This is a genomic window from Candidatus Accumulibacter necessarius (genome assembly GCF_036625085.1).
This window is the reverse complement of record NZ_JAZKUM010000004.1, coordinates 14702-40427: the sequence shown is the minus strand read 5'-3', so window position 1 is coordinate 40427 and position 25726 is coordinate 14702. Positions and strand designations below refer to the sequence as shown.

26 protein-coding genes and 3 pseudogenes are annotated in these 25726 nt (G+C 63.2%); 13 read left to right on the top strand and 16 right to left on the bottom strand.

All coding sequences use genetic code 11. The features are described 5' to 3' along the window. Positions 1-3: 3 nt before the first annotated feature. The 3 genes from V5B44_RS11340 to V5B44_RS11330 all read right to left on the bottom strand — a co-directional run bounded on the left by V5B44_RS11340 (position 4) and on the right by V5B44_RS11330 (position 2357). Positions 4-474, bottom strand: coding sequence for a YchJ family protein (locus V5B44_RS11340; RefSeq protein ID WP_332359157.1), 471 nt, complete (start codon positions 472-474; stop codon positions 4-6). Positions 475-591: 117 nt separating this feature from the next. Then, positions 592-846, bottom strand: a complete 255-nt coding sequence (locus V5B44_RS11335; RefSeq protein WP_332359156.1) for an RNA recognition motif domain-containing protein — start codon at positions 844-846, stop codon at positions 592-594. Between the two features lie 65 nt (positions 847-911). Beyond that, positions 912-2357 (bottom strand): DEAD/DEAH box helicase, encoded by a 1446-nt coding sequence (locus V5B44_RS11330; protein ID WP_332359591.1) that lies wholly within the window; start codon positions 2355-2357, stop codon positions 912-914. A 474-nt stretch (positions 2358-2831) separates the two neighbouring features. Between V5B44_RS11330 and V5B44_RS11325 the strand changes: the two genes are divergently transcribed. From V5B44_RS11325 to V5B44_RS11315, 3 genes are all read left to right on the top strand, one after another. Continuing rightward, positions 2832-3947, top strand: coding sequence for a phosphoserine transaminase (locus tag V5B44_RS11325; RefSeq protein WP_332359155.1), 1116 nt, complete (start codon positions 2832-2834; stop codon positions 3945-3947). Positions 3948-4017: 70 nt separating this feature from the next. After that, on the top strand, positions 4018-5190 hold the full coding sequence (locus tag V5B44_RS11320; RefSeq protein WP_332359154.1) for a phosphoglycerate dehydrogenase: 1173 nt from the start codon (positions 4018-4020) through the stop codon (positions 5188-5190). A gap of 167 nt (positions 5191-5357) precedes the next feature. Further along, entirely contained in the window at positions 5358-5516 is a 159-nt protein-coding gene (locus tag V5B44_RS11315; RefSeq protein WP_332359153.1) for a hypothetical protein, read from the top strand. Between the two features lie 19 nt (positions 5517-5535). On the opposite strand, the gene V5B44_RS11310 is transcribed toward V5B44_RS11315, so the two are convergent. The 3 genes from V5B44_RS11310 to V5B44_RS11300 form a co-directional block, all read right to left on the bottom strand. Continuing rightward, the gene (locus V5B44_RS11310; protein ID WP_332359152.1) at positions 5536-6507 is read right to left on the bottom strand and encodes a histidine phosphatase family protein; all 972 of its coding nucleotides are present in this window, start codon (positions 6505-6507) and stop codon (positions 5536-5538) included. Positions 6508-6654: 147 nt separating this feature from the next. Beyond that, positions 6655-9195: an ABC transporter permease gene (locus V5B44_RS11305; protein WP_332359151.1), complete on the bottom strand. Its 2541-nt coding sequence runs from the start codon at positions 9193-9195 to the stop codon at positions 6655-6657. Positions 9196-9359: 164 nt separating this feature from the next. Next, a complete protein-coding gene (locus V5B44_RS11300) occupies positions 9360-10364 on the bottom strand; it encodes an SGNH/GDSL hydrolase family protein (RefSeq protein WP_332359150.1) in 1005 nt (334 codons plus the stop codon). A gap of 472 nt (positions 10365-10836) precedes the next feature. Between V5B44_RS11300 and V5B44_RS11295 the strand changes: the two genes are divergently transcribed. Continuing rightward, a complete protein-coding gene (locus V5B44_RS11295; RefSeq protein ID WP_332359149.1) occupies positions 10837-11436 on the top strand; it encodes a PEP-CTERM sorting domain-containing protein in 600 nt (199 codons plus the stop codon). Positions 11437-11494: 58 nt separating this feature from the next. Here V5B44_RS11295 and radA read toward each other — a convergent pair whose 3' ends face one another. The 4 genes and pseudogenes from radA to V5B44_RS11275 all read right to left on the bottom strand — a co-directional run bounded on the left by radA (position 11495) and on the right by V5B44_RS11275 (position 14852). Next, entirely contained in the window at positions 11495-12874 is a 1380-nt protein-coding gene (radA, locus tag V5B44_RS11290; RefSeq protein ID WP_332359148.1) for a DNA repair protein RadA, read from the bottom strand. Positions 12875-12876: 2 nt separating this feature from the next. Next, positions 12877-13984, bottom strand: a pseudogene (gene alr / locus V5B44_RS11285) (alanine racemase). Further along, a complete protein-coding gene (locus tag V5B44_RS11280; protein WP_332359147.1) occupies positions 13984-14622 on the bottom strand; it encodes a LysR substrate-binding domain-containing protein in 639 nt (212 codons plus the stop codon). The pseudogene alr and the gene V5B44_RS11280 overlap by 1 nt, the downstream one beginning before the upstream one ends. Then, the gene (locus V5B44_RS11275) at positions 14619-14852 is read right to left on the bottom strand and encodes a LysR family transcriptional regulator (RefSeq protein ID WP_332359146.1); all 234 of its coding nucleotides are present in this window, start codon (positions 14850-14852) and stop codon (positions 14619-14621) included. The genes V5B44_RS11280 and V5B44_RS11275 overlap by 4 nt, the downstream gene beginning before the upstream one ends. 190 nt (positions 14853-15042) lie before the next feature. Here V5B44_RS11275 and lplT point away from each other — a divergent pair, with 190 nt between their 5' ends. The 3 genes from lplT (at position 15043) to V5B44_RS11260 (ending at position 18068) form a co-directional block, all read left to right on the top strand. Then, positions 15043-16305 (top strand): lysophospholipid transporter LplT, encoded by a 1263-nt coding sequence (gene lplT / locus V5B44_RS11270; protein WP_332359145.1) that lies wholly within the window; start codon positions 15043-15045, stop codon positions 16303-16305. An 85-nt stretch (positions 16306-16390) separates the two neighbouring features. Next, positions 16391-16912: an Lrp/AsnC family transcriptional regulator gene (locus V5B44_RS11265; protein WP_332359144.1), complete on the top strand. Its 522-nt coding sequence runs from the start codon at positions 16391-16393 to the stop codon at positions 16910-16912. Positions 16913-17141: 229 nt separating this feature from the next. After that, positions 17142-18068: an ISAs1 family transposase gene (locus tag V5B44_RS11260; RefSeq protein WP_332359143.1), complete on the top strand. Its 927-nt coding sequence runs from the start codon at positions 17142-17144 to the stop codon at positions 18066-18068. 81 nt (positions 18069-18149) lie between these two features. Here the strand turns inward: V5B44_RS11260 and V5B44_RS11255 are convergent, their stop codons facing one another. From V5B44_RS11255 to tsaB, 6 genes are all read right to left on the bottom strand, one after another. Continuing rightward, positions 18150-18644, bottom strand: a complete 495-nt coding sequence (locus V5B44_RS11255) for a TPM domain-containing protein (RefSeq protein ID WP_332359142.1) — start codon at positions 18642-18644, stop codon at positions 18150-18152. Further along, positions 18644-19525 carry a TPM domain-containing protein gene (locus V5B44_RS11250; RefSeq protein ID WP_332359141.1) on the bottom strand — a complete coding sequence of 294 codons (882 nt, stop codon included), beginning with the start codon at positions 19523-19525 and terminating at the stop codon, positions 18644-18646. The genes V5B44_RS11255 and V5B44_RS11250 overlap by 1 nt, the downstream gene beginning before the upstream one ends. Before the next feature lie 2 nt (positions 19526-19527). Then, positions 19528-20172, bottom strand: a complete 645-nt coding sequence (locus V5B44_RS11245; RefSeq protein ID WP_332344837.1) for a LemA family protein — start codon at positions 20170-20172, stop codon at positions 19528-19530. Between the two features lie 87 nt (positions 20173-20259). Then, positions 20260-21108, bottom strand: a complete 849-nt coding sequence (locus V5B44_RS11240; RefSeq protein WP_332359140.1) for a uracil-DNA glycosylase — start codon at positions 21106-21108, stop codon at positions 20260-20262. Next, positions 21105-21581: a ribosomal protein S18-alanine N-acetyltransferase gene (gene rimI / locus V5B44_RS11235; protein WP_332359139.1), complete on the bottom strand. Its 477-nt coding sequence runs from the start codon at positions 21579-21581 to the stop codon at positions 21105-21107. Before rimI ends, V5B44_RS11240 begins: the two co-directional genes overlap by 4 nt. Further along, positions 21578-22255, bottom strand: coding sequence for a tRNA (adenosine(37)-N6)-threonylcarbamoyltransferase complex dimerization subunit type 1 TsaB (gene tsaB / locus V5B44_RS11230; RefSeq protein WP_332359138.1), 678 nt, complete (start codon positions 22253-22255; stop codon positions 21578-21580). The genes rimI and tsaB overlap by 4 nt, the downstream gene beginning before the upstream one ends. A gap of 231 nt (positions 22256-22486) precedes the next feature. Here tsaB and glgA point away from each other — a divergent pair. The 6 genes and pseudogenes from glgA (at position 22487) to V5B44_RS11200 (ending at position 25681) form a co-directional block, all read left to right on the top strand. Then, a pseudogene (gene glgA, locus V5B44_RS11225) lies at positions 22487-23697 on the top strand (glycogen synthase). Between the two features lie 92 nt (positions 23698-23789). Next, the gene (locus V5B44_RS11220) at positions 23790-23906 is read left to right on the top strand and encodes a maltotransferase domain-containing protein (RefSeq protein WP_332359590.1); all 117 of its coding nucleotides are present in this window, start codon (positions 23790-23792) and stop codon (positions 23904-23906) included. A gap of 7 nt (positions 23907-23913) precedes the next feature. After that, the gene (locus tag V5B44_RS11215) at positions 23914-24021 is read left to right on the top strand and encodes a maltotransferase domain-containing protein (RefSeq protein ID WP_332359137.1); all 108 of its coding nucleotides are present in this window, start codon (positions 23914-23916) and stop codon (positions 24019-24021) included. An 88-nt stretch (positions 24022-24109) separates the two neighbouring features. Further along, on the top strand, positions 24110-24589 hold the full coding sequence (locus tag V5B44_RS11210; RefSeq protein ID WP_332359136.1) for a hypothetical protein: 480 nt from the start codon (positions 24110-24112) through the stop codon (positions 24587-24589). Beyond that, a pseudogene (locus V5B44_RS11205) lies at positions 24543-25499 on the top strand (alpha-1,4-glucan--maltose-1-phosphate maltosyltransferase); the annotation flags it as partial. The gene V5B44_RS11210 and the pseudogene V5B44_RS11205, both read left to right, overlap by 47 nt. Next, on the top strand, positions 25475-25681 hold the full coding sequence (locus V5B44_RS11200) for a hypothetical protein (protein ID WP_332359589.1): 207 nt from the start codon (positions 25475-25477) through the stop codon (positions 25679-25681). The pseudogene V5B44_RS11205 and the gene V5B44_RS11200, both read left to right, overlap by 25 nt. Positions 25682-25726 lie beyond the last annotated feature (45 nt).

The following is a 25726-nucleotide window of genomic DNA, read 5'->3' as shown; positions in this document are numbered from 1 at the left end:
CGATCAGGAAGCCGCACCGACCGGGGCTGCGTCGCCGCTGACCCGGCCAGGGAAGTCGCCGTCAACGTAGTACCAGCGTCCATCTTCTCGCTGGAAGCGGCTGACCTCGTGCTGTCGTTCGGCGCGGCCGGCAAGACGGTAGCGGGCAATGAACTCGACGATTGCCGTGTCGGGACCGGTGACGACATGCCGCCTGACCTCGAGCCCAAGCCACCTCGGTGAAGGCTGGAAGTTGGGATCAAGCTGCAGCGGGCGCGTGCTGGGGTGCCAGGTTTCCCGCAGGTAGGCGTAGGCGCCGATGACGTAGGCGGTGTAGCGCGAGCGCATCAATGCCTCAGCGTCAGGTGCCGGCAGGCCCTCGTGAAGCGGCCGGCAGCAATCGGCGTAGGGACGCCGATTGCCGCAGGGGCAAGCGTCGAACTGATCTGGCCCGTCGCGCAATGCTGCGCTGCGGGCCCGCTTTCTTCTCGTCATACTTTGCTTGCAGGATAGGTTCTCGACCGGCCAAGCATGCCACAGCGCCGTTCAGGATGCCAGACGCAGCTTCCGCCCGCGCGCTGTCCAGGTCAGCTTTGCTGCGAACCCGACCGGCTAGCGGTGGCGCATGCCGCCACTGCCTCGCGCCATGGCCTCGTTCACGCGCAGCGGCTTGCCGTGCAGATCCTTGCCGTCCAGGGCGGCAATCGCGGCGAGCGAATGCGCCTTGCCCGGCATCTCGACGAAGCCGAAGCCCTTTGATGCGCCGCTGAACAGCTCGCGCATGACCTGCACCGACTTCACCTGGCCGAAGGCCTTGAACAGATCGGTGAGTTCTGTTTCGTCCGTCTCGGGTGCGAGATTGCCCACGAAAATGTTCATTACCGGCTCCTGTTCTGACGTTTCTGTAAATGGTCTGTGGCGTCTGCCACGGCCTAGCTGCCGCGCCGGGTGGGGCTGCGGAACAGTGCCGGCAAGGCCACCGCGGCACCCGCTCTGGCGCGCTGCGGCGCCCGCGGTGCGCTGCCTGGCAGGGGTGCCGGAATGCTGCCACGCGCCGGTTGCGCCGCTGGCGCGCCAGGGCGTGCCGGCGGCCTCGCCGCCGGCGCTGACGGACTCGCCGCCCCCGGCTTGCCCGGCTTGCCCGGCTTGCCCGGGTGACCGGTGCCGCGGCGGTTGGCGTCGCGGGCGGCTCGTTCCGCAGCAGCCTGAGCTTCGGCTGCGGCTGGCGGCTGCACCTGGCCAGGCTCGAAGCCGACCACGATCTGGCGCTCGATACGCCGTGTAAGCAGCTTCTCGATGTCGGCGAGCAGCGGGGCCTCCTCGGCCGAGACCAGCGAAATGGCGACGCCGGTACTGCCCGCGCGGCCGGTCCGGCCGATCCGATGAACATAGTCCGCGGGCACGTTCGGCAGCTCGAAGTTGACGACGTGTGGCAGTTCTTCGATGTCCAGGCCACGCGCGGCAATGTCCGTCGCCACCAGGACACGCACCGTTCCCGTCTTGAAGCCAGCCAGCGCACGCGTGCGTGCCGGCTGGCTCTTGTTGCCGTGAATCGCCGTCGCCTCGATGCCGGCCTTGCACAGGTATTCCGCCAGGCGGTTCGCGCCGCTCTTCATGCGCGTGAAAACCAGCACCTGCCGCCAGTCGCCTGACGACACCAGGTGGGTCAGCAATTCGCGCTTGCGCCAGGCATCGACCGGATGGACGAGCTGCGCCACCAGTTCCGACTCGGCGTTGCGGCGGGCCACGTCAATCAGCGCCGGTGCATGCAGCAAACCGTCGGCAAGCTGACGAATTTCATTCGAGAAGGTGGCCGAGAACAGGAGGTTCTGGCGCCGTGCCGGGAGCAGCGCGAGGATGCGCCGGATATCGCGGATGAAACCCATGTCCAGCATGCGGTCGGCTTCGTCGAGCACCAGAATCTCGACATGCGCCAGACTGGCCGTCTTCTGCTGCAGGTGGTCGAGCAGACGGCCGGGCGTGGCAACCAGGATGTCGACACCTCGCCGCAGCGCATCGATCTGCGGGTTGATGTTCACGCCGCCGTAGATCAGGGTGGATTTTAGGGTCAGGTATTGACCGTAGGTCCGTACACTCTCTTCGACCTGCGCGGCGAGTTCGCGCGTTGGCGTCAGGATCAGTGCCCGCACGCGCCGCGGCGCCTGCGCCGCAGGAGCGCCGCCGGTAACCACCGGGGCGGACAGCCGCTGCAAGAGGGGCAGCGTGAAACCAGCGGTCTTGCCGGTGCCGGTCTGCGCTCCGGCGAGAACGTCACGTCCCGCAAGAATGACCGGAATGGCCTGCGCCTGTACCGGCGTCGGTTCGCTGTAGCCTTGTTCGGCGACAACACGGGTGAGTTCGGCCGACAGGCCGAGCATGGCAAACGATTGGGACAAGAATATCTCCTGCGAACGACCTGCTGCGGCTTGATGCCAACAGAGCCGGTTCAGGCGGAACTACTTTTTGGGATGGGGTGCTTCGGGGCGTTCGGCATTTGCCGGGGGGAAGACAACCGCGAGGGGAGCGAACTGCCGACCGGATGACACACAGCTCGTTTCCGGAGCGCACTATACACGGTTTGCGATGGCACAGGCAGAATATCGGCTGGCGCCCTCCCGGCCATCACTTAGCCCCGGCACGGCACTGGCCGGAAGGCGATCCCGTGCCGAGGCCGTCCGGCCAATGACGGTTTCCCGCTTCAGCCCGGTTCGGGCTGATAACTGCTGACGGCGACTGCCTCCTGCTGCTCGCGAAAACACACTCTGTTACAATTTCGCGTTTGTTCGACGCAGGCTAGCGGACCTTCGGGGCAGCGCTATCCCCCGCTTTCTTTTTCCCAGATAGAGGCAATCATGCAACCCACAGCAAAACCAAAGAACCCCAATTTCTCATCGGGGCCTTGCAGCAAGCGGCCTGGCTACGACGTTAACGCCCTCCAGCTCAACACCCTGGGCCGCTCGCATCGCTCGGCGCTGGGCAAGAAGGCGCTTGGCCTGGCGTGTTCGGAAACGGCCCGCATTCTCGGCCTGCCCGAGGGCTACCGCGTCGGTGTGGTACCGGGATCGGACACGGGCGCCGTCGAGATGGCGATGTGGTCGCTGCTGGGACAACGCGGCGTCGACGTTCTGGCGTGGGAGTCCTTTGGCTCGGGCTGGGCGACGGACGTGGTCAAGCAACTGAAACTTGCCAACGCCAGGGTATTGAAGGCAGACTACGGCCAGATCGTCGATCTTTCGCAGGTCAACTTCGACAACGATGTGGTGTTCACCTGGAACGGCACAACCTCGGGCGTCAAGGTGCCGAACGGTGACTGGATCCCGGATGACCGCGCCGGCCTCACCATATGCGACGCGACATCGGCCGTCTTCGCGATGAATCTGCCGTGGAACAAACTGGACGTCGTGACCTTCTCGTGGCAAAAGGTGCTGGGCGGCGAAGGGGCACACGGCATGCTGATCCTCGGTCCGCGTGCCGTTGCCCGCCTCGAGAGCTACAGCCCGCCATGGCCGTTGCCCAAGGTGTTCCGGCTGACATCGGGCGGCAAGCTCAGTGAGGGCATCTTCCGCGGGGAGACGATCAACACCCCGTCGATGCTCTGCGTTGCCGACTATCTTGACGCCTTGCAGTGGATCGAGACGATTGGTGGCGTCCAGGCAGCCATTGCGCGCAGCGAGGCCAATCTGGCGGTGATCGCCGATTTCGTCGCCGCCAATGAATGGATTTCCTTCCTGGCCACGGATCCGGCGACGCGCTCGAATACCAGCGTCTGCCTGAGCGTCAAACTTGAGGCAGAGCAGGTCAAGAAACTCGTCAAGCTGCTTGACGGCGAAGGGGTGGCCTTCGACATCGGCTCCTACAAGGACGCGCCGGCGGGCATTCGCATCTGGTGCGGGGCAACCGTCGACACCGCCGATCTGCAGGCGCTCATGCCCTGGCTCGCCTGGGCTTACGCGCAGGTCGCGAACTGAATCCTCCCGCTTCACCCGCCTTACTTTGCCCGCCTTAGCATCACCACCACTCTTTTTGAGTCATATTGCCATGTACAAGGTCAGAACCTACAACCAGATCTCGATCAAGGGCCTTGATCGGTTTCCTCGTCAATCCTATGAAGTCGGTAGCGACATCGCCCACCCCGACGCCTTTCTCCTGCGCAGCCAGAAGCTGCAAGGCATTGAAGTCCCTGTATCGCTGCTGGCGGTCGCGCGCGCTGGCGCCGGCGTGAACAACGTGCCGGTCGCCGAGTACGGCAAGCAGGGCATTGTCGTCTTCAACACCCCGGGGGCAAATGCCAACGCCGTCAAGGAACTGGTGATGGCAGGCATGTTGCTCAGTGCGCGCGGGATCATCGACGGCATGAACTACGTGCAATCGCTCGCCAGCCTGCAAGATCCGGCAGAAATGTCACCCCTGGTGGAAAAAGCAAAGTCGCGTTTTGCCGGCACCGAACTTCGCGGCAAGACGCTCGGGATTGTGGGGCTTGGCGCGATCGGCTCGATGGTTGCCGACATGGCTCTGGCCATGGGCATGACGGTGGTCGGCTTTGACCCGGTCCTGTCAATTGACGCGGCCTGGCGGCTGTCGAATGAAGTCAGCCGGATGGAGAACCTGCAATCGCTGCTTGCCCGTTCGGATTATGTTTCGCTGCACGTGCCGGCGGTCGATGGCACGCGGCACATGATCAACGATGACACCCTGGCAGTGATCAAGCAGGGTGCGGTATTGCTCAACTTCGCCCGTGATGCGATCGTGGATTCGGCGGCGGTCCTGCGCAGTCTCGACACTGGCCGGCTGGGCAAGTACGTCTGCGATTTTCCGGAACCCGTCCTGCTCGGGCACCCGAAAATCATTGCCATGCCGCATATCGGCGCCAGTACCGAGGAGTCCGAGGAGAACTGCGCAGTGATGGCCGCCAACCAACTGGTCGATTACCTGGAAAACGGCAATATCGTCAACTCGGTGAATTTCCCGAAGATCAGCATGGAACGTAGCCCCGGCACCTCGCGCATCACCTTTTCGAACGACAACGTTTCGGGAGTCCTTGGCCGTGTGCTGTCCGTTCTCGCAGACAACAAGGTCAACGTCGTCGACATGATGAACAAGAGCCGTGGCGAACTGGCTTTCAACATCGTGGATGTCGAGCGAGTGCCTGGTGAAGAGGTGATCAACGCCATCAAGGCGGTTGATCACGTGATTCGCCTTCGCGTGATCTGAGCCTGCGAGCCGAGCGGGCGCGCCCTTGGGCGCGCCCGCTCGGTTCCCGGTCGAACAGCCACTGCCCGGCGCTGGAACCCGGACAGCCAACCGCAGGTCATAGGTCGGTGGAGACTGCCTGGCGCCTGTTGCCCCAGAAATCACCGCCTTGCCGACTGGAGAAAGCCATGAATACTCAACTGCTGGCGACCTTGAGCTGGCAGGAGCTGCCGATCCTGATCTTTGCTCTCCTCCTCGCTCTTGTCTTCTTCCTCGTCATCCGACAGAACCAGAAGGATTTTCTGGAAATCGAGGACTGGCTGGCTGCAGAGAAGCCCGGATTCTAGCGGCCCCACGGCGGCAAGTTCAACGCTTGCCGAGCTTCTTTTCCAGCTTCTCGACCAGCTTGCGCAGCGCCTTCTCGTCGAGCAGTCGCCGGGCTTCCTTCGCGTCGAGCCAGCGCCGTTCTCGGTGGTTTTCTTCCCATTCGTCTTCGGGGATGCTCTCGCTGACCGCCATCGGAAACACCGCGACCTTGCAGACTCCGCCCCATTTCCTGTACTCGTAATGACCCAGCGGCTCATCGTCGATCTGGCCGCGGATGCCGCCCTCCTCGAGCGCTTCCTTGCTGGCTGAATCACGCAACGACAGATCCGGCTCCTTGACACCCTTTGGAATCACCCAGCGGGTCCCTCTGCGCGAGGCGATGACCATGATCTCGAGCTTGTCACCGACCTGGCGATAAGGAAGAACGGCCGACTGGGTAAAGAAGTAGTCGGGAACCGGACCATACTCCACCTCCTCGGCGGCCTCAGCGGCCAATTCGTCCGGCACTTGTCCGGGGCGGGTGACCGAGATCAGGGTGGCACAACCACGTTCCAGGTTCTGCCATTCCTTGGTCATCTCCAGTTGGGCGAGTGCCGACGTCGGCAACACCTTGCCATCCGCAGGCATCTCGAGGCGGCCTTCGGTCAGATAGTGGATCAGGTCTTCCAGCCCTGGATTGTGTCCCACCACCATCACACGCTGGGCGGTCTTCGGACAATCAGCCAGCGCCGCCAGCAGATCTTCCACTGGCGCAGCATACATCTGCTCGTCCCAGCGTACCGACTTCAACGGCAGGCCCATCGCTTTGCAGGCGGTCACCGTCGTGGCCCGCGCACGCTCCGCCGGCGAACTCAGCACCATATCCGGAACCAGCTTCTGACGCTTGATCCAGGCCCCCATCTTCCGGCTGCCGAGACGGCCACGGTCGACCAGCGGGCGGTGATAGTCTTCGTGGCCTGTCGTCCAGTCCGATTTCCCGTGCCGCAACACCAGCAATGTCCTCCCCTTCATGGCATAACTCCTTATTCCCGCAGTATTGATCAAGAACGCTGGCAGGACCCCGCCGGCTACCGGCGTGCCGCTCCTTGCCGCAACGCGTATGATAATCGATGGCGTGACGAGTCGCCGTCCACAGTACCCGATGAAACCGCCAGGGCGCTAGGTGCTGCCGCCGCGCAATGCCTCCAGAGGCGAAGCCTGCAACAGCCGGGTGGCGGCAAACCAGCCGGCCGCGGTGACCAGCAATGCGCCGCAGCAGACCGCTAGCGGCGGCAGCCAGGGATCGATTGCCACCTCGAACCGGAAAACCTGGCGCGCCAGAAACTGGCCGACGCCGATGGCCCCGAGCGCGGCTATCAGGCCGGAAAGTCCACCGATCGCTGCGAATTCGGCCAGCAAGGCCCGCCGTAGCTGCTCCCGGCGCGCGCCGAGCGCACGCATTACCGCCAGCTCGTAGCGTCGCTCCTCGGCCGCTGTCGCCAGTGCGGCATAGAGAACAATCACACCGGCAGCCAGCGTGAACAGAAAGACGAACTGGACTGCCCGCGCCACCTGATCCATGATCGATTGCAGCTGGCGCAGGATCGCCGCGACGTCAATCACCGTCAGGTTGGGAAAGTCACGAATCAGGCGATTGACGAACTCGGCCTTTTCCGGCGACAGGTAGAAGCTGGTGATCCAGCTGGCCGGATAGCCCTCGAGAACCACAGGCGGCGTCAGGACAAAAAAGTTCGCACGCATCGTGTCCCAGTTGACCTTGCGTAAGCCGACCACGGTCATGACGACCTTTTCGCTGGCAATGACGAACTCCATCCGGTCGCCGACCGCCAGCCCCAGCGTCTTCGCCAGACCGTCCTCCACCGAGGCGACCGCATCCTTTCCCTGGCCCGCCAGATCGGCGCCCGAAAACCAGCGCCCGGCCGTCTGGCGGTTGCCTTCCGGCAGGTCGGGACGCATCGACAGATTGAACTCGCGGTCGATCAGGCGCTGCGCACGATCGTCGCTGTAGCTGGCGGCGCTGACTTCGACGCCATTGATCCTCGTCAGGCGCCCACGAACCATCGGTGCCAGTTCCGGCGACAGGCCCTGTGCCGCGAGCGCTGCGCGTACCGGCTCGACCTGGTCGGGCTGGATATTGATCACGAAGCGGTTCGGCGCCTCCGGAGGAACGGCGCGCCGCCAGGCGTCGAGCAGATCGCCGCGAACGACGGTCAACAGGAGCAGCGCCATGAAGCCGAGCGCCAAGGCAACAATCTGGACGACGCTAGCGCTGGCTCGCCGCTCAAGGCTCGCCAGACCATAGCGCCAGCCGATTCCCGCTGCCCTTCCGGCCCCTGATCGCCCGCCACCGCGCAGCGCCGCCGCCAGCCGGACGGCGACACGGGCAATCAGGGCAAAGACGACCAGTGCAATGCTGAAGCCACCGACCACGTAGGCGCCGAGTTCGACCTCACCAGCGACCCAGAACATGAGCCCGGCGAGCGCCAGGAAGCCCAGCAGATAGCCGCCAAGCAGACCCGTGCGGGGACTCCCCAGCTCACGCCGCAGAACGCGCAGGGTCGACACCTTCTTGAGCTGCAGCAGGGGCGGCACGGCGAAGCCGAAGAGCAGCAGCAGGCCGACCGCGACGCCCTGCACCGCCGGCAGCAAGCCTGGTGCCGGCAGCGGCGTCGCCAGCAGCTGCGCCAGCCAGGCGTGCAGGGCGAAATGGGCCACGTAACCGAGGGCACAGCCGCAGGCGGCAGCGAGCACCCCGAGCACAGCAAACTGGCCCAGATAGAGGCGCAGCAGCAGGGTCTGGGTCGCGCCGAGGCAGCGCATCACGGCACAGGGATCGAGATGACGCTGGACATAGCGCCGCGCGGCAAGCGCCACGGCCACCGCCGCCAGCACCACCGTCAGCAGCGCTGCCAGGCCAAGGAACTTCTGCGCCCGGTCGAGCGCCGTGCGGATTTCCGGCCGGCCGTTCTGCGGATCTTCTATCCGCTGCCCGCGCCCCAACTGCGGCCCGATCTCTCGCTGGAAGCGCTTCACCAACGGCGTATCGCCGGCCAGCAACAGGCGGTAAGCGACGCGGCTACCAACCTGGAGCAGTGCCGTTGCCGTCAGGTCGTCGAGGTTCATCAGCAGGCGCGGCGCGACGCTGAAGAAATTGATGCCACGATCGGGTTCCAGGGTCAGCACCGCCTCGACGCGCAGCGAACTTTGCCCGACGGCAATCCGGTCGCCGACGCTCGCGCCAAGCGCCGACGCCAGTCGCTCGTCGATCCAGGTCGTGCCCGGGCCGGGAACACCGCGCGCCGGCGCATCGGGAACATTGAGCGCCGGCGCGGTGCGCAGGGAACCGCGCAGTGGATAAGCCGCGCCGACGGCCTTGATCTCCGCCAACTGCGCCCTGAGTTCGCCGCCCTCGCCGTGCGTCACCATGCTCGGAAAGGTGCGTGTCTCAACGACCTGCAGGCCCGCTGCGCGTGCCTGGTCGGCAAAAGTTGCCGGCCACGGATGGTCGGCCGTCAGGAGAAGATCAGCGCCGAGCAGTTGGTGAGACTCGCGGTCGAGCGCCTGCCGCACGCGATCGGCGAAAAAACCGACCGCCGTCAGGGCGGCGACGGCAACGACCAGCGCCGCCGCCAGCAGGCGCAACTCGCCACCAAGCGCGTCGCGGCGCAGCATTCGCCAGGAGAAGGACCACAGATGCATGACTTGTTCGCAGCCCCTATTCCGCCATCACCCGGCTGGCCCGGAAAACGCCCGGGCAGACCGGGCGGCAACCACGCTGACGCGGAAAGCTGAACCACATCAGCCCGTCGCCAACGCCGCCCGGTTGGTCAACCAACCGAACCGCGGCGTCACACAGAAGCAAATCAGGCCCTTGACCCGACCTGAATGCTGATGACTGCTCGGTCTCGGTTGCTCCGGCGACCACTCCAACCCAGGCCCAGCAAGCCCAGCGCGACCAATGCCAGCGTTGCCGGTGCCGGAACGGCATGTTGATCGATCAGTGCAAGCAAGTCATCGGCCATGAGTTTATACATATCTGTAGTCGGATGAATGCCATCCCAATAGAAATTGTGGCTCGGATCAGCCATACACGCCAAATTACCAACGCAACTATCCGTGACATTGGTCAAACCATATGTCGCCGGATTGTCGAGAATGTTGGCGCTGAAACCAAAGACGTCCGGAGTTAGCAGATCAATGAGAAAAGTCGACTCCAATGCCGCAACCATTGCCGCCAGCCCCGCGTTGAACGCCTTCGAGCGAGCCGTCTTCGCTGCGGCGTCCGGCGTATTGATATTGTCTGGCGTACGCCCCAGATCAGGCGCGTTTGGAATGACGATATTGGTTGCGCCCATTTGTATCAGGCCGCCCACTATCAGGCCCAGATTGTTCACCGAGTCATTCAGATTCACGCTCAGGCTGTTGATGTCGTTCCCGCCGCCATAGACGATGAACAGGGCATTCGGGTCGGCAACCGCATGCGCAGGAGCGTACATTCCCACGTATTGCACTAGCAGCCCCGGCGGTGACTGGCCGGCATCGATCTTGGCACCACCGAAGGCATAGTTGCTCCCGCCCAGCAGCGAAGCCGTGTTGGCCACCCCCAGAGAGGCCGCCAGGTAATCGGTGTAGTTGCCACCATTAGTGAAACGGCCACCAACGTAGCCAGCCGCAGCAGGCGGAATTGCGCCGCCGGTCGAGGCAAAAATATTGCCAACGTCTGACAGGCTGTCGCCAAACACGTACAAGTTCTTGATCGAATAACCGGTAGGCGTTCGATAGATGGTTGCGCCTGCCGGAGCAGCCACAGCCAGGAACACGGATGCGGCCACCAGTGTGGTAAATCTGCGGCCCAGGGCATATTTCATCGGTTCTCCTCGTTGGAAGTTGTAGTAAGTTCCGCCGCGGCGGCGGCATACGGCGATTCAAGCGCCGAATTTTTTAAGCAAGCAAGTATCGGACCACATGTCTTGCTGTCAGATAAAGGCACTATAAATCCGATACTTCTCCGATCTCTCCGCAAAAAAAAGGGCTGCTGGCAATGAGTCAGTGTAAAGAAAACCGACAAATCAGAACTTGGTCACCCGATACCAGAGATCGGTCGCCTTCACAGTGGGCCGACCCTACCGTGATCCTGCGGCGATGACAAGCACGGATCGCCGACCAGGGCGAAGTGGTGCCACTCACCCGGGTATCGGGCAGCCGAAGCGCGGCAGTTCCCCCCCGTCAGCGCCGTCGAAGCGGCAAAAACCGCCACGCCCGATTCCTGCAACTGCTACAATAAATCAGAGGGTTCTAGGATGTGGCGCAATTTTCGACCGGCGGAAGGGGGAAAGAAACATGGCCATCAAGTTCAGGAAACTGATCCAGGGATTGTTGTTCGTCTCGGCCATGGGATTTGCAGCCAGCGGCGGGGCGATGATGGTTTATCAGGACAATTTCAGCGCCGCTGGGAAGCAGGGGTTAATCATTGACCCGCAACTGTCGGGCATCTACTATAAATTGGGACACAAGGCCTCACAGCTTTTCACGACGGGGCTAACCTCAGTCGATAAGCTGGAGCTCCAACTCAATTTGGACCGCATCCCCAATAACGGTGACCTCGCTGGCAGCGGAAACTGGCTCACCAGCGGTCCGCTAACATTCAGCTTCTACCTGAACAACCAACGGATCGACACAACAAGCTATCTCCCGGGTGACGTGGCAGACCGTCTCCTGCAGTTTAAATTTCCCGCGCTTTCAAGCCTTTCCGGCGAGTGGACTCTACTAATGGATGTCACCACAGGAGTATGCGACGGCTGCGGCGCCCTCCAGTTCTCGTCCGACAACAACACCCTGAAGCTGCTTCAGACTGGGAATGGTGCTATACCCGAACCAAACGCGCTGGCCCTGCTCGCTCTGGGTCTCGCCGGGTTCGGCTTTTCCAGGCGCCGGCGTTAAGCCCGAAAACCGCGCATACGGACCCCGCCGCGGCGGGGTTGTTGCTGCACGGACCGCCTTACTCGATCTCCCGCAGCCGAGCGACAGCTTCTTCGACCCGTCGCACCGGGATCACCTCGATACCTGCGATGCGCTGCCTGGGCGTGTTGGCTTCCGGAATCATGGCGCGCGTGAAACCTAGCTTGGCTGCTTCTCTGAGACGCTCCTGGCCACGCGGTGCCGGGCGAATCTCGCCCGCCAGCCCAACTTCACCGAATACCACAAGTTTCGCGGGTAATGATCTGTTTTTAAGTGAAGAAACGATCGCCAGCAATACCGCCATGTCGGCGGCGGGTTCACCGATCTTGACGCCGCCGACGGCATTGACGAACACGTCCTGATCGAAGCAGACGATTCCGGCATGGCGATGCAGGACCGCCAGCAGCATCGCCAGACGCTGCGCATCCAGGCCCACGGTCAGCCGTCGCGGGTTGCCGTGCGCCTGATCGACCAGCGCCTGAACCTCGACCAGCAGCGGCCGCGTGCCTTCCTGGGTGACCAGCACGCAGGAGCCCGGAACATCGCTCCCATGCTGCGAAAGAAAGATCGCCGAAGGGTTGCTGACGCCCTTCAGCCCCCGGTCGGTCATCGCGAAGACGCCGATTTCGTTGACCGCCCCGTAGCGGTTCTTGACCGCCCGGATCAGGCGGAAGCTGGAGTGTGTGTCGCCCTCGAAATAGAGGACGGTGTCCACGATGTGTTCGAGGACTCGCGGCCCGGCCAGGGCGCCCTCCTTGGTCACGTGGCCAACAAGGATGACCGTGATGCCACTCTGTTTGGCCAGCCGGGTAAGCTGCGCAGCACACTCGCGTACCTGCGCCACCGACCCGGGCGCCGAACTGAGCTGGTCGGACCACAGCGTCTGGATCGAGTCGATCACCGCTACCTGCGGCTGCGCCGACTGTAGAGTGACGAGGATCTTTTCCAGATTGATCTCGGCGAGCAGTTTGAGCCTTCCAGTATCAAGAGACAAACGCCGGGCGCGCATCGCAATCTGCTGGCCGGATTCCTCGCCGCTGACGTAGAGTACATTGTGCTCATTGGACAGCTCGGAAAGCGCCTGCAGCAGCAGGGTGCTCTTGCCGATTCCCGGATCACCACCGATCAGCACCACGCCGCCGCTGACGAGCCCGCCGCCAAGCGCTCGATCGAATTCTCCGATGCCGGTCGGCAAGCGGTCCTCTTCGCGGGCTTCGATCTCGGAAAGCGTCTGCAGTCCGGCACTGCCGCCAAGGGCGGCAAAACGTCTCTGGCTGCCGACGGCGGGCGCTTCGGCAATCGTCTCGACGAGGGTGTTCCACACCCCGCAACCGGGGCATTGTCCCTGCCACTTGGCCGCGCTGGCGCCGCACTCGGTACAGGAAAAAACGGTCTTCTGGCTGCCTCCTGGGCGTGCCATGCTCAGACTTCGACCACCGGCACACGACGCGCCAGGGCGCAGAACAGCTCGTAGCTGATGGTTCCCGCGGCGGTGGCCACTTCGTCCGCCGGCAAGCCCTCACCCCAGAGCACGACCGGACTGTCGACCCCGGCCGCCGGCAGGTCGGTCAGGTCACAGGCCAGCATGTCCATCGATACCCGGCCAAGGGTCTGCGTGCGCCGGCCGGCGACGACGATCGGCGTACCGCCCGGCGCATGTCGCGGGTAGCCGTCGGCATAACCACAGGCCACGACGCCGACCCGCGTTGGCCGTTGCGCGACAAAGGTGCCGCCGTAGCCGACCCGTTCGCCGACGGCGATTTCCTGCACCGCCAGAATCCGGCTGCGCAGGGTCATCACCGGCTTGAGGTCAAGGCTCGCGGCATCCTGGGCGGCAAATGGGCTGCCGCCGTAGAGCATGATGCCGGGCCGCACCCAGGCATGAGCGGTCTGCGGGTAGCGAAGGATGGCCGCGGAGTTGGCCATCGAGACGGGAAAGCTCGCCGCCGCCGGCCAATCAGCGGTCATCCGGGCAAAGCGCTCGACTTGCCAGACGATACAGGCCTCGCCGCCTTCGGCGTCTGCTTCGGCAAAGTGCGTCATCAGCGTCACCGTGCCGACCGTAGAGGTCATCGCCGCCAGCTCGCGCCTGACCGCCGGCAGCTGGTCACCGGTCAGACCGAGGCGATTCATGCCGCTGTTCAGTTTGAGGTAGATTGACAGGCGACGCGGCAGCGCGGCCTGGCGCAGCATCTGCAGCTGTTCGAGGCGATGGATCACCACCGTCAGGTCGTGCTCGGCACAGACGGCCAGATCAGCCGCCTCGAAAAAGCCTTCGAGTAGCAGAATCGGCTGGCGAATGCCGGCGTCACGCAGCGCGACCGCCTCCGCGAGATCGAGCAGTGGCGAAACCATCGGCAACCTCCGCCAGGGCGGCAGCAGCGCGCAGCAAGCCGTGGCCGTAGGCGTCGGCCTTGACCACCGCCCATGCCTTCGTCCCGCCACCGTCGATGGCAGCATGCCGGCGGGCGACCAGATAGTTGTGCCGCAGCGCGGCAAGGTCGATGCGGGCTTCGATTGGACGCGGCATCAGGCAGACAGCTCGCGCAACTTGTTCCTGGCGAATTCGACGAAGGTCAGCACGACCTTGGAGCGGAAACGCTCCTTTGGATAGATCAGCGACAAGGTGCGTTTCAGCCGCGGGCGCAGTGGAATGGCGACCAGAGTCCCCAGCTGCCGCTCCTTCTCGAAACTGGCGCGTGACACGATCGAGCAACCGAGACCGGTCGCGACAACGCCTTTGAGGGCTTCCGGGCTAGACAACTCCATCAACGTCCTGAGCTTTTCAGGGTCCACGCCGCAGGCGCGAAAATAGTCGTCGGTCACTTCACGAGTGCCGGAACCCGGCTCGCGGGCGATGAAGTCGTGCGCCAGCAGGATCCGCGCATCGACCTCGCTCTGCTTGCCAAGCGGATGACCCGGGGTGCACACGACCTGCAGTTCATCATCACCACAGACCTCGGACTGCAGGCTCGGATGATTCGTCTGTGATTCGATCAGACCGATATCGAGCGTGTGCGCGGCCACAGCATTGCTGATCGTCTCCGAGTTGGCCACGGTCAGCCGCGCCCGAACCTGTGGATAACGTACGTTGAACTCGCCAAGAATGGGCGGCAGCATGAACTCGGCTATCGTCGTGCTCGCCCCGACAAGCAGGCTGCCGCTCATCTGCCCGTCATTTCGGCAACGCGGATATCCAGTTCGCTCGACAGCCCGAGGATTCGCTCCGCATAGTCGAGAACAAGTTCGCCGGCGGGCGTGAGCGAGATTCGCCCGCCACCACGCTCAAAAAGACGCGTATTGAAGCGTTCTTCGAGTTGTTTGATCTGAAAAGTCACGGCCGGCTGGGTCATGTGCAGCGCCTCGCCAGCCTTGGTAAAGGATAGGTGCCTTGCCACAGCGTGAAACACCTGTAATCGACGGTCAGCCACAAGCCCCCCTTTTCTTTTTGAGCCTAGATTCAAACACAAAACGGCGCTGCCGGCCAGTGACGAGCCCGCTCTGCACGCCACTGCTTGGCGCTAACAAGTTGGCGCCTTTCATGGTATAAGGCCAACACACCAAGAACAGCCGCATTCAGAATACCTTATGCCCTTCGGCTTCTACATCATCATGGCGGCGCAGTTCTTTTCCGCGCTGGCCGACAATGCCTTGCTCATCGTCGCCATCTCGGTGCTGCGTGAAATGCATGCGCCGAGCGAGTACGAACCGCTGCTGAAAACCTTCTTCACCGTTTCCTACGTCGCCCTCGCTGCTTTCGTCGGCGCCTTTGCCGATTCGATGCCGAAGTGGCGGGTGATGTTCATCAGCAATGGCATCAAGATCGTCGGCTGCACGATGATGTTCTGGCACGTGCATCCCTTGCTGGCTTATGCCGTCGTCGGACTCGGAGCCGCCGCCTACTCGCCGGCCAAGTATGGCATCCTGACCGAATACCTGCCGCACCGTCTGCTGGTAGTCGCCAACGGCTGGATCGAGGGACTGACGGTCGGGGCGATCATTCTCGGGGTCGTCGTCGGCGGCATGCTGATCCAGCCGGAGATTGCCCGCAACCTGCTCGCATTCGATTTTCCGCTGATTGATACGGGAGTCGATACGACCGGCGAGATGGCGCTCTGCTTCGTCGCCGCCTTTTACCTGCTCGCGGCGTTGTTCAACATCTATGTTCCCGATACCGGCGTCGATCACCGGGTGCTGCACAAGAACCCATGGTATCTGGTGCGCGAATTCAATCATTGCCTGATGCTCCTCTGGCGTGACCGGCTGGGTCAGGTGTCGCTGGCCGTGACCACCCTGTTCTGGGGCGCCGGCGCCACCCTGCAGTTCATCGTCATCAAGTGGGCCGAGACGGCGCTGCAGCTCGACCTCTCGAAATCAAGCATGCTGCAGGGTGTGGTCGCTGTCGGCGTTGCCCTTGGTGCCATCGGTGCGGCACGAATGATTACCCTGCGCAAGTCGGTGCGCGTCATCCCGCTCGGGATCGCCATGGGGGTCATCGTGCTGGTGATGAACTTCGTCGAGCACATCTGGCTGGCGGTTCCCCTGCTGGTCCTGATCGGCGCGCTCTCAGGTTTCTTCGTGGTGCCGATGAACGCGCTCCTGCAGCATCGCGGTCATATCCTGATGGGCGCCGGCCACTCGATAGCCGTACAGAACTTCAACGAAAACCTGTCGATTCTGGCGATGACCGGCCTGTATTTCCTGATGATCCGCTCTGACGTGTCGATTTACCTGGTGATCACCCTGTTCGGCATGTTTGTCAGCGGCGCGATGTGGCTCGTCAAGGGTCGCCATGAGGCCAACCAGGAAATCCGGGATGACGTGAGCCAACTCGACGACAGCGCACACTGAGCGCCGCAGAGAATCCGGCCACCTTGTAGCTTTTTTGCAGAACTTACCTATACTGTGCACACTTCATGCATGGATCGGGCAAATCATGTCAAAAATCACCATAGACCGTTACGATTTGGCACTGCTGGACGCACTGCAACGGAAGGGCAATGCGACCAACGCGACGCTCGGCGAGCAGATCCGCCTTTCGGCGTCGCAAATCAGCCGCCGCATCCAGCGGCTCGAAGAGGACGGGGTCATTGCCGGCTATGTCGCCCTGCTCGCCCCCTCAGCGCTGGGCCTGGGAGTTACCGCTTTTGCCCAGGTGATTCTGGAACGGCACGGGGATACCGCCAACGAAACCTTCGAAGCTGCTGTCGCGGCGATGCCGGAAGTAATGGACTGCCTCTCGGTGAGCGGTGACTGCGACTACATGCTGCGCATCGTCGTTCCCGATCTGGCCACGTTTTCCGAACTGATGCTCAAGCAGTTGCTGCACCTCCCCGGCGTTGCCCGTATCAAGACCAACATCGCCCTGCAGACGGTAAAACAGACGCATGCCCTGCCACTCGATCACCTGACGCAACCAAGCAAATCGAGCAAGCGCGTACGCTATGCCGAAGGCTAGTAGTTCGTTCCGCCAATAAGATTACAAATGAAATTGATGCATTCTCCTGCAAGGCAAGGCGCAAACCACAGCCATAGCCGTAGCTATGGCGAGGATTTGCAACGCAGGGCAATCGCATGAATGCCATCGTCGTGAACCCTCCGAAATAATCTTTTACGCTCAACGAGTTACAAAGGGGCTGTTCACAGCCCCCTGATTTGTGTAGTTTTCTGTCTTTTTGGGGTTTTCCATGAGGGCAGAAAGCAAGTTCCGGTTGGTCGACGTCTGGGTGGGCGTGCGCGATCCGAGGCAGAGTACGAAGGTCGAGCACGACCTGATCGAGTTGCTGGTGGTTGCAGTCAGTGCGGTCCTGTCAGGGGCCGACACCTTTGTCGAAATCGAGGCTTGGGCGAAAGAGAAGCTGGAGTGGTTGCGGGAGTATCTGAAACTCGAACAGGGCATCCCCTCGCACGACACCTTTGGCCGGGTCTTTGCGGCGATTGATCCCGACGAATTCGGGGCGGCCTTCGTGCGCTGGGTGGGCCAGGTGTTGCCCGTGCTGGCAAACGGCGACGTGGTGGCCATCGACGGCAAGACCAGTCGTCGGTCGGGAAAGGTGGGCGCCACACCCCTTCACCTGGTCAGCGCCTTTGCGGCCCAAGCGGGTGTGGTGCTCGGGCAGCGCGCGACCGCCAAGAAGTCGAACGAGAAGACCGCCATCCCGGAACTGCTGGCGACCTTGGCACTGCAAGGCAGCATCGTCACCATCGATGCGATGGGCACGCAGCCGAACATTGCACAGGCCATTCGGGACCGCGGCGCGGACTACCTCCTGGCCGTCAAGGACAATCAGCCCAAGCTGGCCGAATCGATCGACGACTTCTTCATCGCCTTCGAGGCGGCACCAGCCAAGACGCCCCACCAGTTCCACGAAGTCGTCGTCCGCCAGCACTGGCGTGTCGAGAACAGTCTGCATTGGTGCATGGACGTGGTCTTTGGCGACGACCAGATGCGGGCCCGTACCGATCATGCCGCTCACAACCTCGCCGTCGTGCGCCAATTCGTCTTGAACCTCATCCGCCTCTCCCCGGTCAAGCGCAAGGGCGGTCTCAAGGTTCAGCGCCTCATCGCCGCTACCTCCGATACCTTCCGCGCGGAACTGCTCGGTCTTGTATAAGATTCATGCAATTGCCCTGATTTGCAACGCCGCATGGCGCGAGAAGGCGCGATTTCATGTAATTGGTTTGGCGGAACGGACTTAGAGGACCAGCGCGTTCGGCAACTCGTCCGGGTTTCCCCCGACCGCCGCGAACTGTTCATGCAAGGCCCGGGTGATCGTGCTCAGCGCCCATAGCATACCGTCCTCGAAATCCCCGGCGCGAAAAGCAGCCTCCATTCGGCGGCAGACGCCGTCCCAGAACGCCTGACCCAGCCTGGCGTCGATTCCACGATCAGCAACGATCTCGACGCGCCGATCGATCAACTGCAGGTAAACGAGCACGCCGCTGTTGTGCTCGGTGTCCCAGACGCGCAACTGCGAAAACAGCTCGATTGCCCGCGTGCGCGTCGAGCGACCCTGCAACAGATCAGGCAGCGGCAGATTGGCCTCGACCACCACCCGCAGCTCGCCGCCATGCACCGACTCCGAGGCCGCGACTGCCTCCTCGACGCGGCGCAGGATCTGTGGTGGAAAGGCACGCAGCACCCACCAGTGTGGCAGAATCAGATGGCGGAACAGTCTCTTCAATTGCATCACCAGTCTCCCGAAGCGCCACCGCCGCCGAAGCCGCCACCACCACCCGAAAAGCCGCCGGAACTGCCACGACGGCCTCCGCCCCCACCCCCGTAAATGCCGCCCGAGGACCAGCCCGCGCCACCCACCATACCGAGAAACAGGGAAATGACGCCGGCCACCAGACCAAGGATGACCGCGACCAGCAGCGACGAGATCAGCAAGGAAGCGATTACCCCGGCGGCGACACCGATCATGCCGGCCGCCAGGAAACGCCCGAAGATGGCCCGCAACACACCGCCAACCACAAAGACCAGGACGAAACCGGCGAACAGCAGGGTCTCGAAACCGTCGTCGACGTTGGCGCGCCTGCTCGTTTCCGCGCTGGGCGCCGGCAGCGCTTCGCCGGAAACCACCTTGATCATCGCGTCGACGCCGGCGTCAATGCCGCCGGCAAAATCTCCCTGCTTGAAACGCGGGCTGATGATCTCGCTGATGATCCGCTTGGCCGTTGCATCGTTGAGCGCTCCCTCGAGGCCGTAGCCGACTTCGATGCGAACCTTCCTGTCCCCCATGGCCACCAGCAGGAGCGCGCCATCGTCGACGCCCCGGCGTCCCAGCCGCCAGGACTCGGCGACGCGCAGCGCGTACTGTTCGATGGTTTCGGGTTTGACCGTCGGCACGATCAGAACGGCAATCTGCGAGCCCTTCCCGCTCTCGAAGGCAGCCAGCTTGGCCTCCAGCGACCCCCGCTGCTCCGCGGCAAGCGTGCCGGTCAGGTCGGTGACCCGGGCCCTCAGGGGTGGAATCGCCTGCTGTTCGTCGGCGCGGGCGAAGCCGGCACCGACGAGCAGCAACAGCCCCAGCAGCCAGGCTGCCAGACGCGCCCTACGACCTGACACGACTAGTAACCGGGCGCTGGGGCAGGTTTCCCGGCGGTGGCAGGGGAGGCCGGCGCCGGTTTTCCGAAGTCAACCCTGGGCGCCGTCGAGATCGCTTTCTCGTTCTCGACACTGAAGTTCGGCTTGACCGTGTAGCCGAAGATCATCGCCGTCAGATTGTTCGGGAAAGTGCGTACCGAGACGTTGTAACTTTCGACCGACTTGATGTAGCGGTTGCGGGCCACGGTGATCCGGTTCTCGGTCCCTTCCAGCTGTGCCTGCAGGTCCCGGAAAGCGGCATCGGCCTTCAACTGCGGGTAGTTCTCGGCAACCACCAGCAGGCGCGACAGCGCGCTCGACAGCCCCGCCTGCGCCTGCTGGAACCTGGCGAAGGCCTCCGGATCATTGACCAGTTCCGGCGTCGCCTGAATCGATCCAACCTGCGCCCGCGCCTGCGTCACCTGGGTCAGGACCTCCTTTTCGTGACTGGCGTAACCCTGCACCGTGGCGACCAGATTGGGGACCAGGTCGGCGCGCCGCTGGTACTGGTTGAGTACCTCGGACCAGGCCGACTTGATCGCTTCGTCGCCGGTCTGAAAGGTGTTGTAGCCGCAACCGGAGAGCAGGCCCGCAAGCAGAACCAGAATGGACAGGATTCGTAGACGCATGACAGTTTCCTTCACGGGGATGAACAGAGCAACATTCAGATGGAGGCTTTCAACGATTTCTCAATGGTCCCCGCGCCACGCAGCCGCTCAAGTGGGGCGAGTAGCGGGCTGCGAAGCCGATTCCGCGGCAGCGGTCTTTGCGGCCCGCATCAGGGTCCGGGCGCGGCACAGGTCCTCCCAGGCTTTTGCCTTGTCCGGCAGCGTGCGCAACAGGTAGGCCGGATGATAGGTCACGACGACCGGAATTCCGTACGCACTGCCGGCGGGCGCAGGATAGGCGAAGGACTGGCCACGCAGACTGGCCAGCGAGCCAACGTCGCCGAGCAGCGCATGCGCTGCCGCCCTGCCCAAAAGCACAATCAGCCGCGGCTGAATCAGAGCAATCTGTCGTTTCAGATAGGGCGCGCAGCTGGCGATTTCCGCGGGCTCCGGCGTGCGATTACCGGGCGGACGGCACTTGACGGCATTGGCGATGTAGACGTCTTTGCCGCGCTGCAGGTCAATGGCCGCAAGCATCGCATCGAGCAGCTTGCCAGCCGGACCGACGAAAGGCTCACCGCGGGCGTCTTCCTCGGCGCCGGGTCCTTCACCGATGAATAGCCAGTCGGCAGTCACGTCGCCAACCCCGAGCACCGCCTGACGCCTTTCCTGGCACAGCGCACACGCACGGCAGGTGGCAACGCTTTCGCGCAACTGCTCCCAGCCCATCCCGGCAATCTCTTCCGCCCGGCCATCGGCGAGAACCGGGGTATGGGCGGGGGCGACTTCGTCTACCCCCCCGCTGTGGGACAGCGCTACTTCTGGCCTGGCTGTCACAACCGGCTTCGCACCCACCGCCGTCGCCGACTCTCGCAGTTGCCAGTGCGGTGACAGGCCGATCTCGCGCAGCAGCTGGACGCGCGTCAGTCGGCGACCAGGCCGGTTGCTGGCGATCATACCGATACCCTCCCCAGGACATGTCTCATCACCAGTGCATCCTCCAACCCCTTTTCTGCCGGGTAGTAGCCGCGTCGCACGCCGATCTGCTGGAAGCCGAAGTGCCGATAAAGCGCCAGGGCCGAGGTGTTCGAAGGGCGCACTTCGAGCAACAAGCTCGTCGCTCCGGCCTGATGCGCCGCCCTCATGGCGTGGCACAGCAGGCGTGCCCCAAATCCCGTGCCCTGCCGCTTCTCGGCGATGCTGAGGTTGAGCAGGTGCGCCTCGTCGAGGGCCATCATCAGTACGAAGTAGCCGACCAGCTCGTCGGCAACGCGGCAGCCCCAGACCAAATAGCCGGAAGCCAGCGAATCCACAAAGTTCCCGCGCGTCCAGGGAAAGGGATAGACGCCGTTTTCGATAGCGAGGATCTCGTCAAGGTCACGATGGCTCAGCGGCACCATTCTGAGCCGCGACGCGAGCACCGCGCTCACGCCCTCCCCCCCTTGGCCAGGCGCTCGCTCACCGTCAGTGCCACCTTGTTGCGCACGTAGACAGGCGCCGCCGCCGCCGCATCAACCCAGTCGCCGCGTGCCAGACGCGGCGCAGCGAGACGGGCGACGGCGCCGGCGTCGGGCATCAGCTCGGGCTGCCAGTGCTGTACGCAAGCCGCCAGTCGCTGCCGCAAGACCGGATAGGCGGCCAGCCCGTTACCGCAGGCCAGCCAGCCAGCCGAGTCGGGAACCGGCAGCGTCATCGGCGAGCAGACGGCTACCGGGGCAAGCGCTATGGCAGCAGAGAACCGGCCGTGATAGATCTCACCCATACGCGCGTCGAGCAGGACGATCACCTGTTCGCCACCGCTGGCCAAGGCCATCGCATCGAGCGTACCGACCGGGACAAGCGGCAGTTCGTGGGCGAACGCCAGACCTTGCGCGACACCGCAGGCAACACGCAGGCCGGTAAACGAGCCGGGGCCGGCAGCGAAAGCCAGCCCGTCGAGATCGGCGAAGCCCAGACCGGTTTCGCGCAGCGTGCCGCTGATCAGTGGCAGCAGCGTTTCCGAATGAGAAATTCCTGGCGGGCATCGGCGCGTGACCAGGTCGCCGTCGCGCCAGATGGCAATCGAGCCAAGCTCCGTCGAGGTTTCGATGGCGAGCAGATTCATGCCAGGTATTCTACCCGTCCTGACTGCCGACGTCGCCCGTCAACGATGCCGCTCGCGGCAGCTGTCCAGGCATTGCCAACTCACGGCTGACCGGGTTGTGCGTCGCAGCAAAACTGCTTGCCGGGCCTGATGAGATGGTCGCCAAACGGCTTTCCCGATACAATGGCAGGGAATTCAAACGACGCGCCGACGGCGCGTTCACCTCACAACCACAGCATAGAAAGTGCCGCGATGAAAGTACTGCTACTGACGCGAGAATACCCTCCCTACGTCTACGGCGGAGCCGGTGTTCACGTCGAGTATCTGTCTGGCGAACTGGCCAGACTGATGCATGTCGAAGTCCGCTCGTTTGGCGACCAGGACACCGTCAGCGACGGGGTGCGGGTCAAGGGCTTCCCATTCGGCAAGGGCAGTTTCGCCCACGTCGACAAGAAGCTCAGTGGCGCACTGGACACCTTCGAGACCAACCTCGAGACCTTGAGCGAGCAGGTCGACGCCGATCTGGTGCACGTGCACACCTGGTACGCCCACCTTGGTGGCATCCTGGCCAAGACGCTCTACGGCATCCCGCTGGTGCATACGGTGCATTCGCTCGAACCCTTGCGTCCGTGGAAGCGCGAGCAACTCGGCTGCGGCTACGACATGTCGTCGTGGATCGAGCGCACCTCGCTCGGCATGGCCGACGCGGTGATCGCCGTTTCGCAGGGCACCAAGAACGACATCCTCGAGCATTTCGACATCGATCCGGCCAAGATCACGGTGATCTACAACGGCATCAACGTCGACCAGTACCATCCAACGGAAGAGACGACCGCGCTCGAAAAATTCGGTGTCGACCCGCTTAAGCCCATCGTCCTCTTTGTCGGCCGCATCACCCGTCAGAAAGGCATCGTCCACCTGGTCAACGCGGTCAAGTACATCAATCCCGACGCACAGGTCGTGCTCTGCGCCGGTGCTCCCGATACCAGGGAGGTCCTGGCCGAGATGGAAGCCGCGGTCAAGCATGTTCGGCAGGAGGGCTGCAAGAACGTGATCTGGATCCAGGAGATGGTGACCAAGGAAGAAGCGATCGAGCTCTATTCGCACGCCACGGTCTTCTGCTGTCCGTCGATCTACGAGCCTTTCGGGATCATCAACCTCGAAGCCATGGCCTGCCGCACCGCCGTCGTGGCAAGTGCCGTCGGTGGCATCAAGGAGGTCGTCGTCGATGGGGTGACAGGCTATCTGGTGCCGCTTGAGCAGTTGCACGTCGCGCCCTTCGAGCCGGTCGAAACCCCGATGCCTTCTCGCGCGATCTGGCGACAGCGATCAACAAGGTTCTCGACAACCCGGAACTCGCCGAGGCGATGGCCGCCGCCGGCCAGAAGCGCGCGCGAGATGTCTTCAGCTGGTCGAGCATCGCGCAGCAAACCAAGAGACTTTACGACTCGCTGGTCAAATGAGGAAGAACATCATGGTTCCCCAAGATTCCCCAGAACTACCCCCGTGTGATCATCGAAGCGGTTGAGCCGCAAGTGGACGGCGGCCGCTTCCCATCAAGCGCGTCGTCGGCGAGAAGGTCGCCGTCAGCGCCGACATCTACAAGGAAGGCCACGACAAGCTGGCGGCCGTGCTCAAGGTGCGCAGGGTCGGCGAGAAAGAGGTGGCATGAAAGCCCGATGACCCTGGGCGACAACGACCGCTGGTACGGCGAGTTCACCGTCAACGCCATCGGTCGCTGGGAGTACACCATCGAGGCCTACGCCGAACGTACCTGTCGTGGGTAGACGAGATCACCAAGAAGAACGTGCCGGGGGCCAACCTCAACAGCGAACTCCTCGAGGGGCTGGTGATCATCTGAAGACGTCTGCGGCTTTGGCGCCGGGCCCGGAGCGAACCCGCATCAACGGCCTGATCATCGCGATGGAAAGTGCGCTGGCGGTCGGCGAGCAGCAGGGCGCGATCGATCTCGGAATCTGGCGGCGTGATGCGCAGCCTGATGGCCAGTTGCCCCGACCGCAGCGAGGGTTACGAACTGGCGCCGGCGCTGACGATCATGGTCAATCGGCCGGTGACCCGCTTTGCCGCCTGGTACGAGTTCTTTCCGCGTTCGCAAGGCACCATGCCGTACCGGCACGGCACCCTGCAGGACAGCATTCGCGCCTGCCCCAGATCAAGGCGATGGGCTTCGACGTCGTCTATCTGCCGCCGATTCACCCGATCGGCCACAGCTTCCGCAAGGGCAAGAACAACAGCCTGGTTGCCGTACCCGGTGACGTCGGCAGTCCATGGGCGATCGGCAACGAGCATGGCGGCCACATGGCGCTCGAACCGCAGCTCGGCACCTGGGAGTGACTGGGATCAGTTCGTCGCCACCTGCCGCGAGCTGGGAATCGAGATTGCCCTCGATTACGTGATGAACTGCTCGCCGGACCATCCCTACGTGGCCGAGCATCCGGACTGGTTTTTCCATCGCCCGGACGGCTCGATCAAGTACGCCGAAAACCCGCCGAAGAAATACCAGGACGTCTACCCGCTCAACTTCGGGACCAGCGACCGTGCCGGGCTGTGGCAGGAAATGCTCAAGATCTTCCTGTTCTGGGTCGACAAGGGCGTCACCACCTTCCGCGTCGACAACCCGCACACCAAGCCGGTGCCGTTCTGGGAATGGGTGATCGGCGAAGTGCACCGGCAGCACCCGGAAGTCATCTTCCTCGCCGAAGCCTTCACCAAGCCGAAGATGATGCGCCTGCTGGCGAAAGTGGGATTCGCCCAGTCCTACACCTACTTCACCTGGCGCAACCACAAGCATGACCTGACCGAGTACGTCAGCGAGCTGACCGCTGGCGAGATGAAGGAGTACTTTACCGGCAACTTCTTCGCCAACACGCCGGACATCCTGCCGCCGATCCTGCAATTCGGCGGCCGTCCGGCGTTCATCATGCGCGCCGTTCTGGCGGCGACGCTGTCCAGTGTCTATGGCATCTACAGCGGCTACGAGCTGTGCGAAAACGAGGCCATCCCGGGCAAGGAGGAGTACCTCGACTCGGAGAAATACGAGATCAAGGTGCGCGACTGGAAGGCACCGGGCAACATCGTCGACATCATCACCCGGATCAACCAGATCCGCCGCGAGTCGCCTGCCCTGCAGACCTACAACAACGTGCTGTTCCTGGCAACCGAGAACCCCAACATCCTCGCCTACGCCAAGATGAACGAGGATCGCTCGGACATCATCGTCTGCGTCGTCAACCTCGATCCCTTCCACAAGCACTACTCGATGCTGCACATTCCGCTCGGCGCACTTTCGGCATCGACGAGGACGAGCAATACCAGGCACACGACCTGCTCTCCGACGAGCGCTACCGCTGGCGCGGTCCGACCGCCTACGTCGAACTGAGCCCGAGCACCAAGATGGCGCACATCATCAAGATCCGCCGCTGGTAAACGACGAGCGCGGCACGGGTTGGCGCTAAACCCGGCCGGCGTATC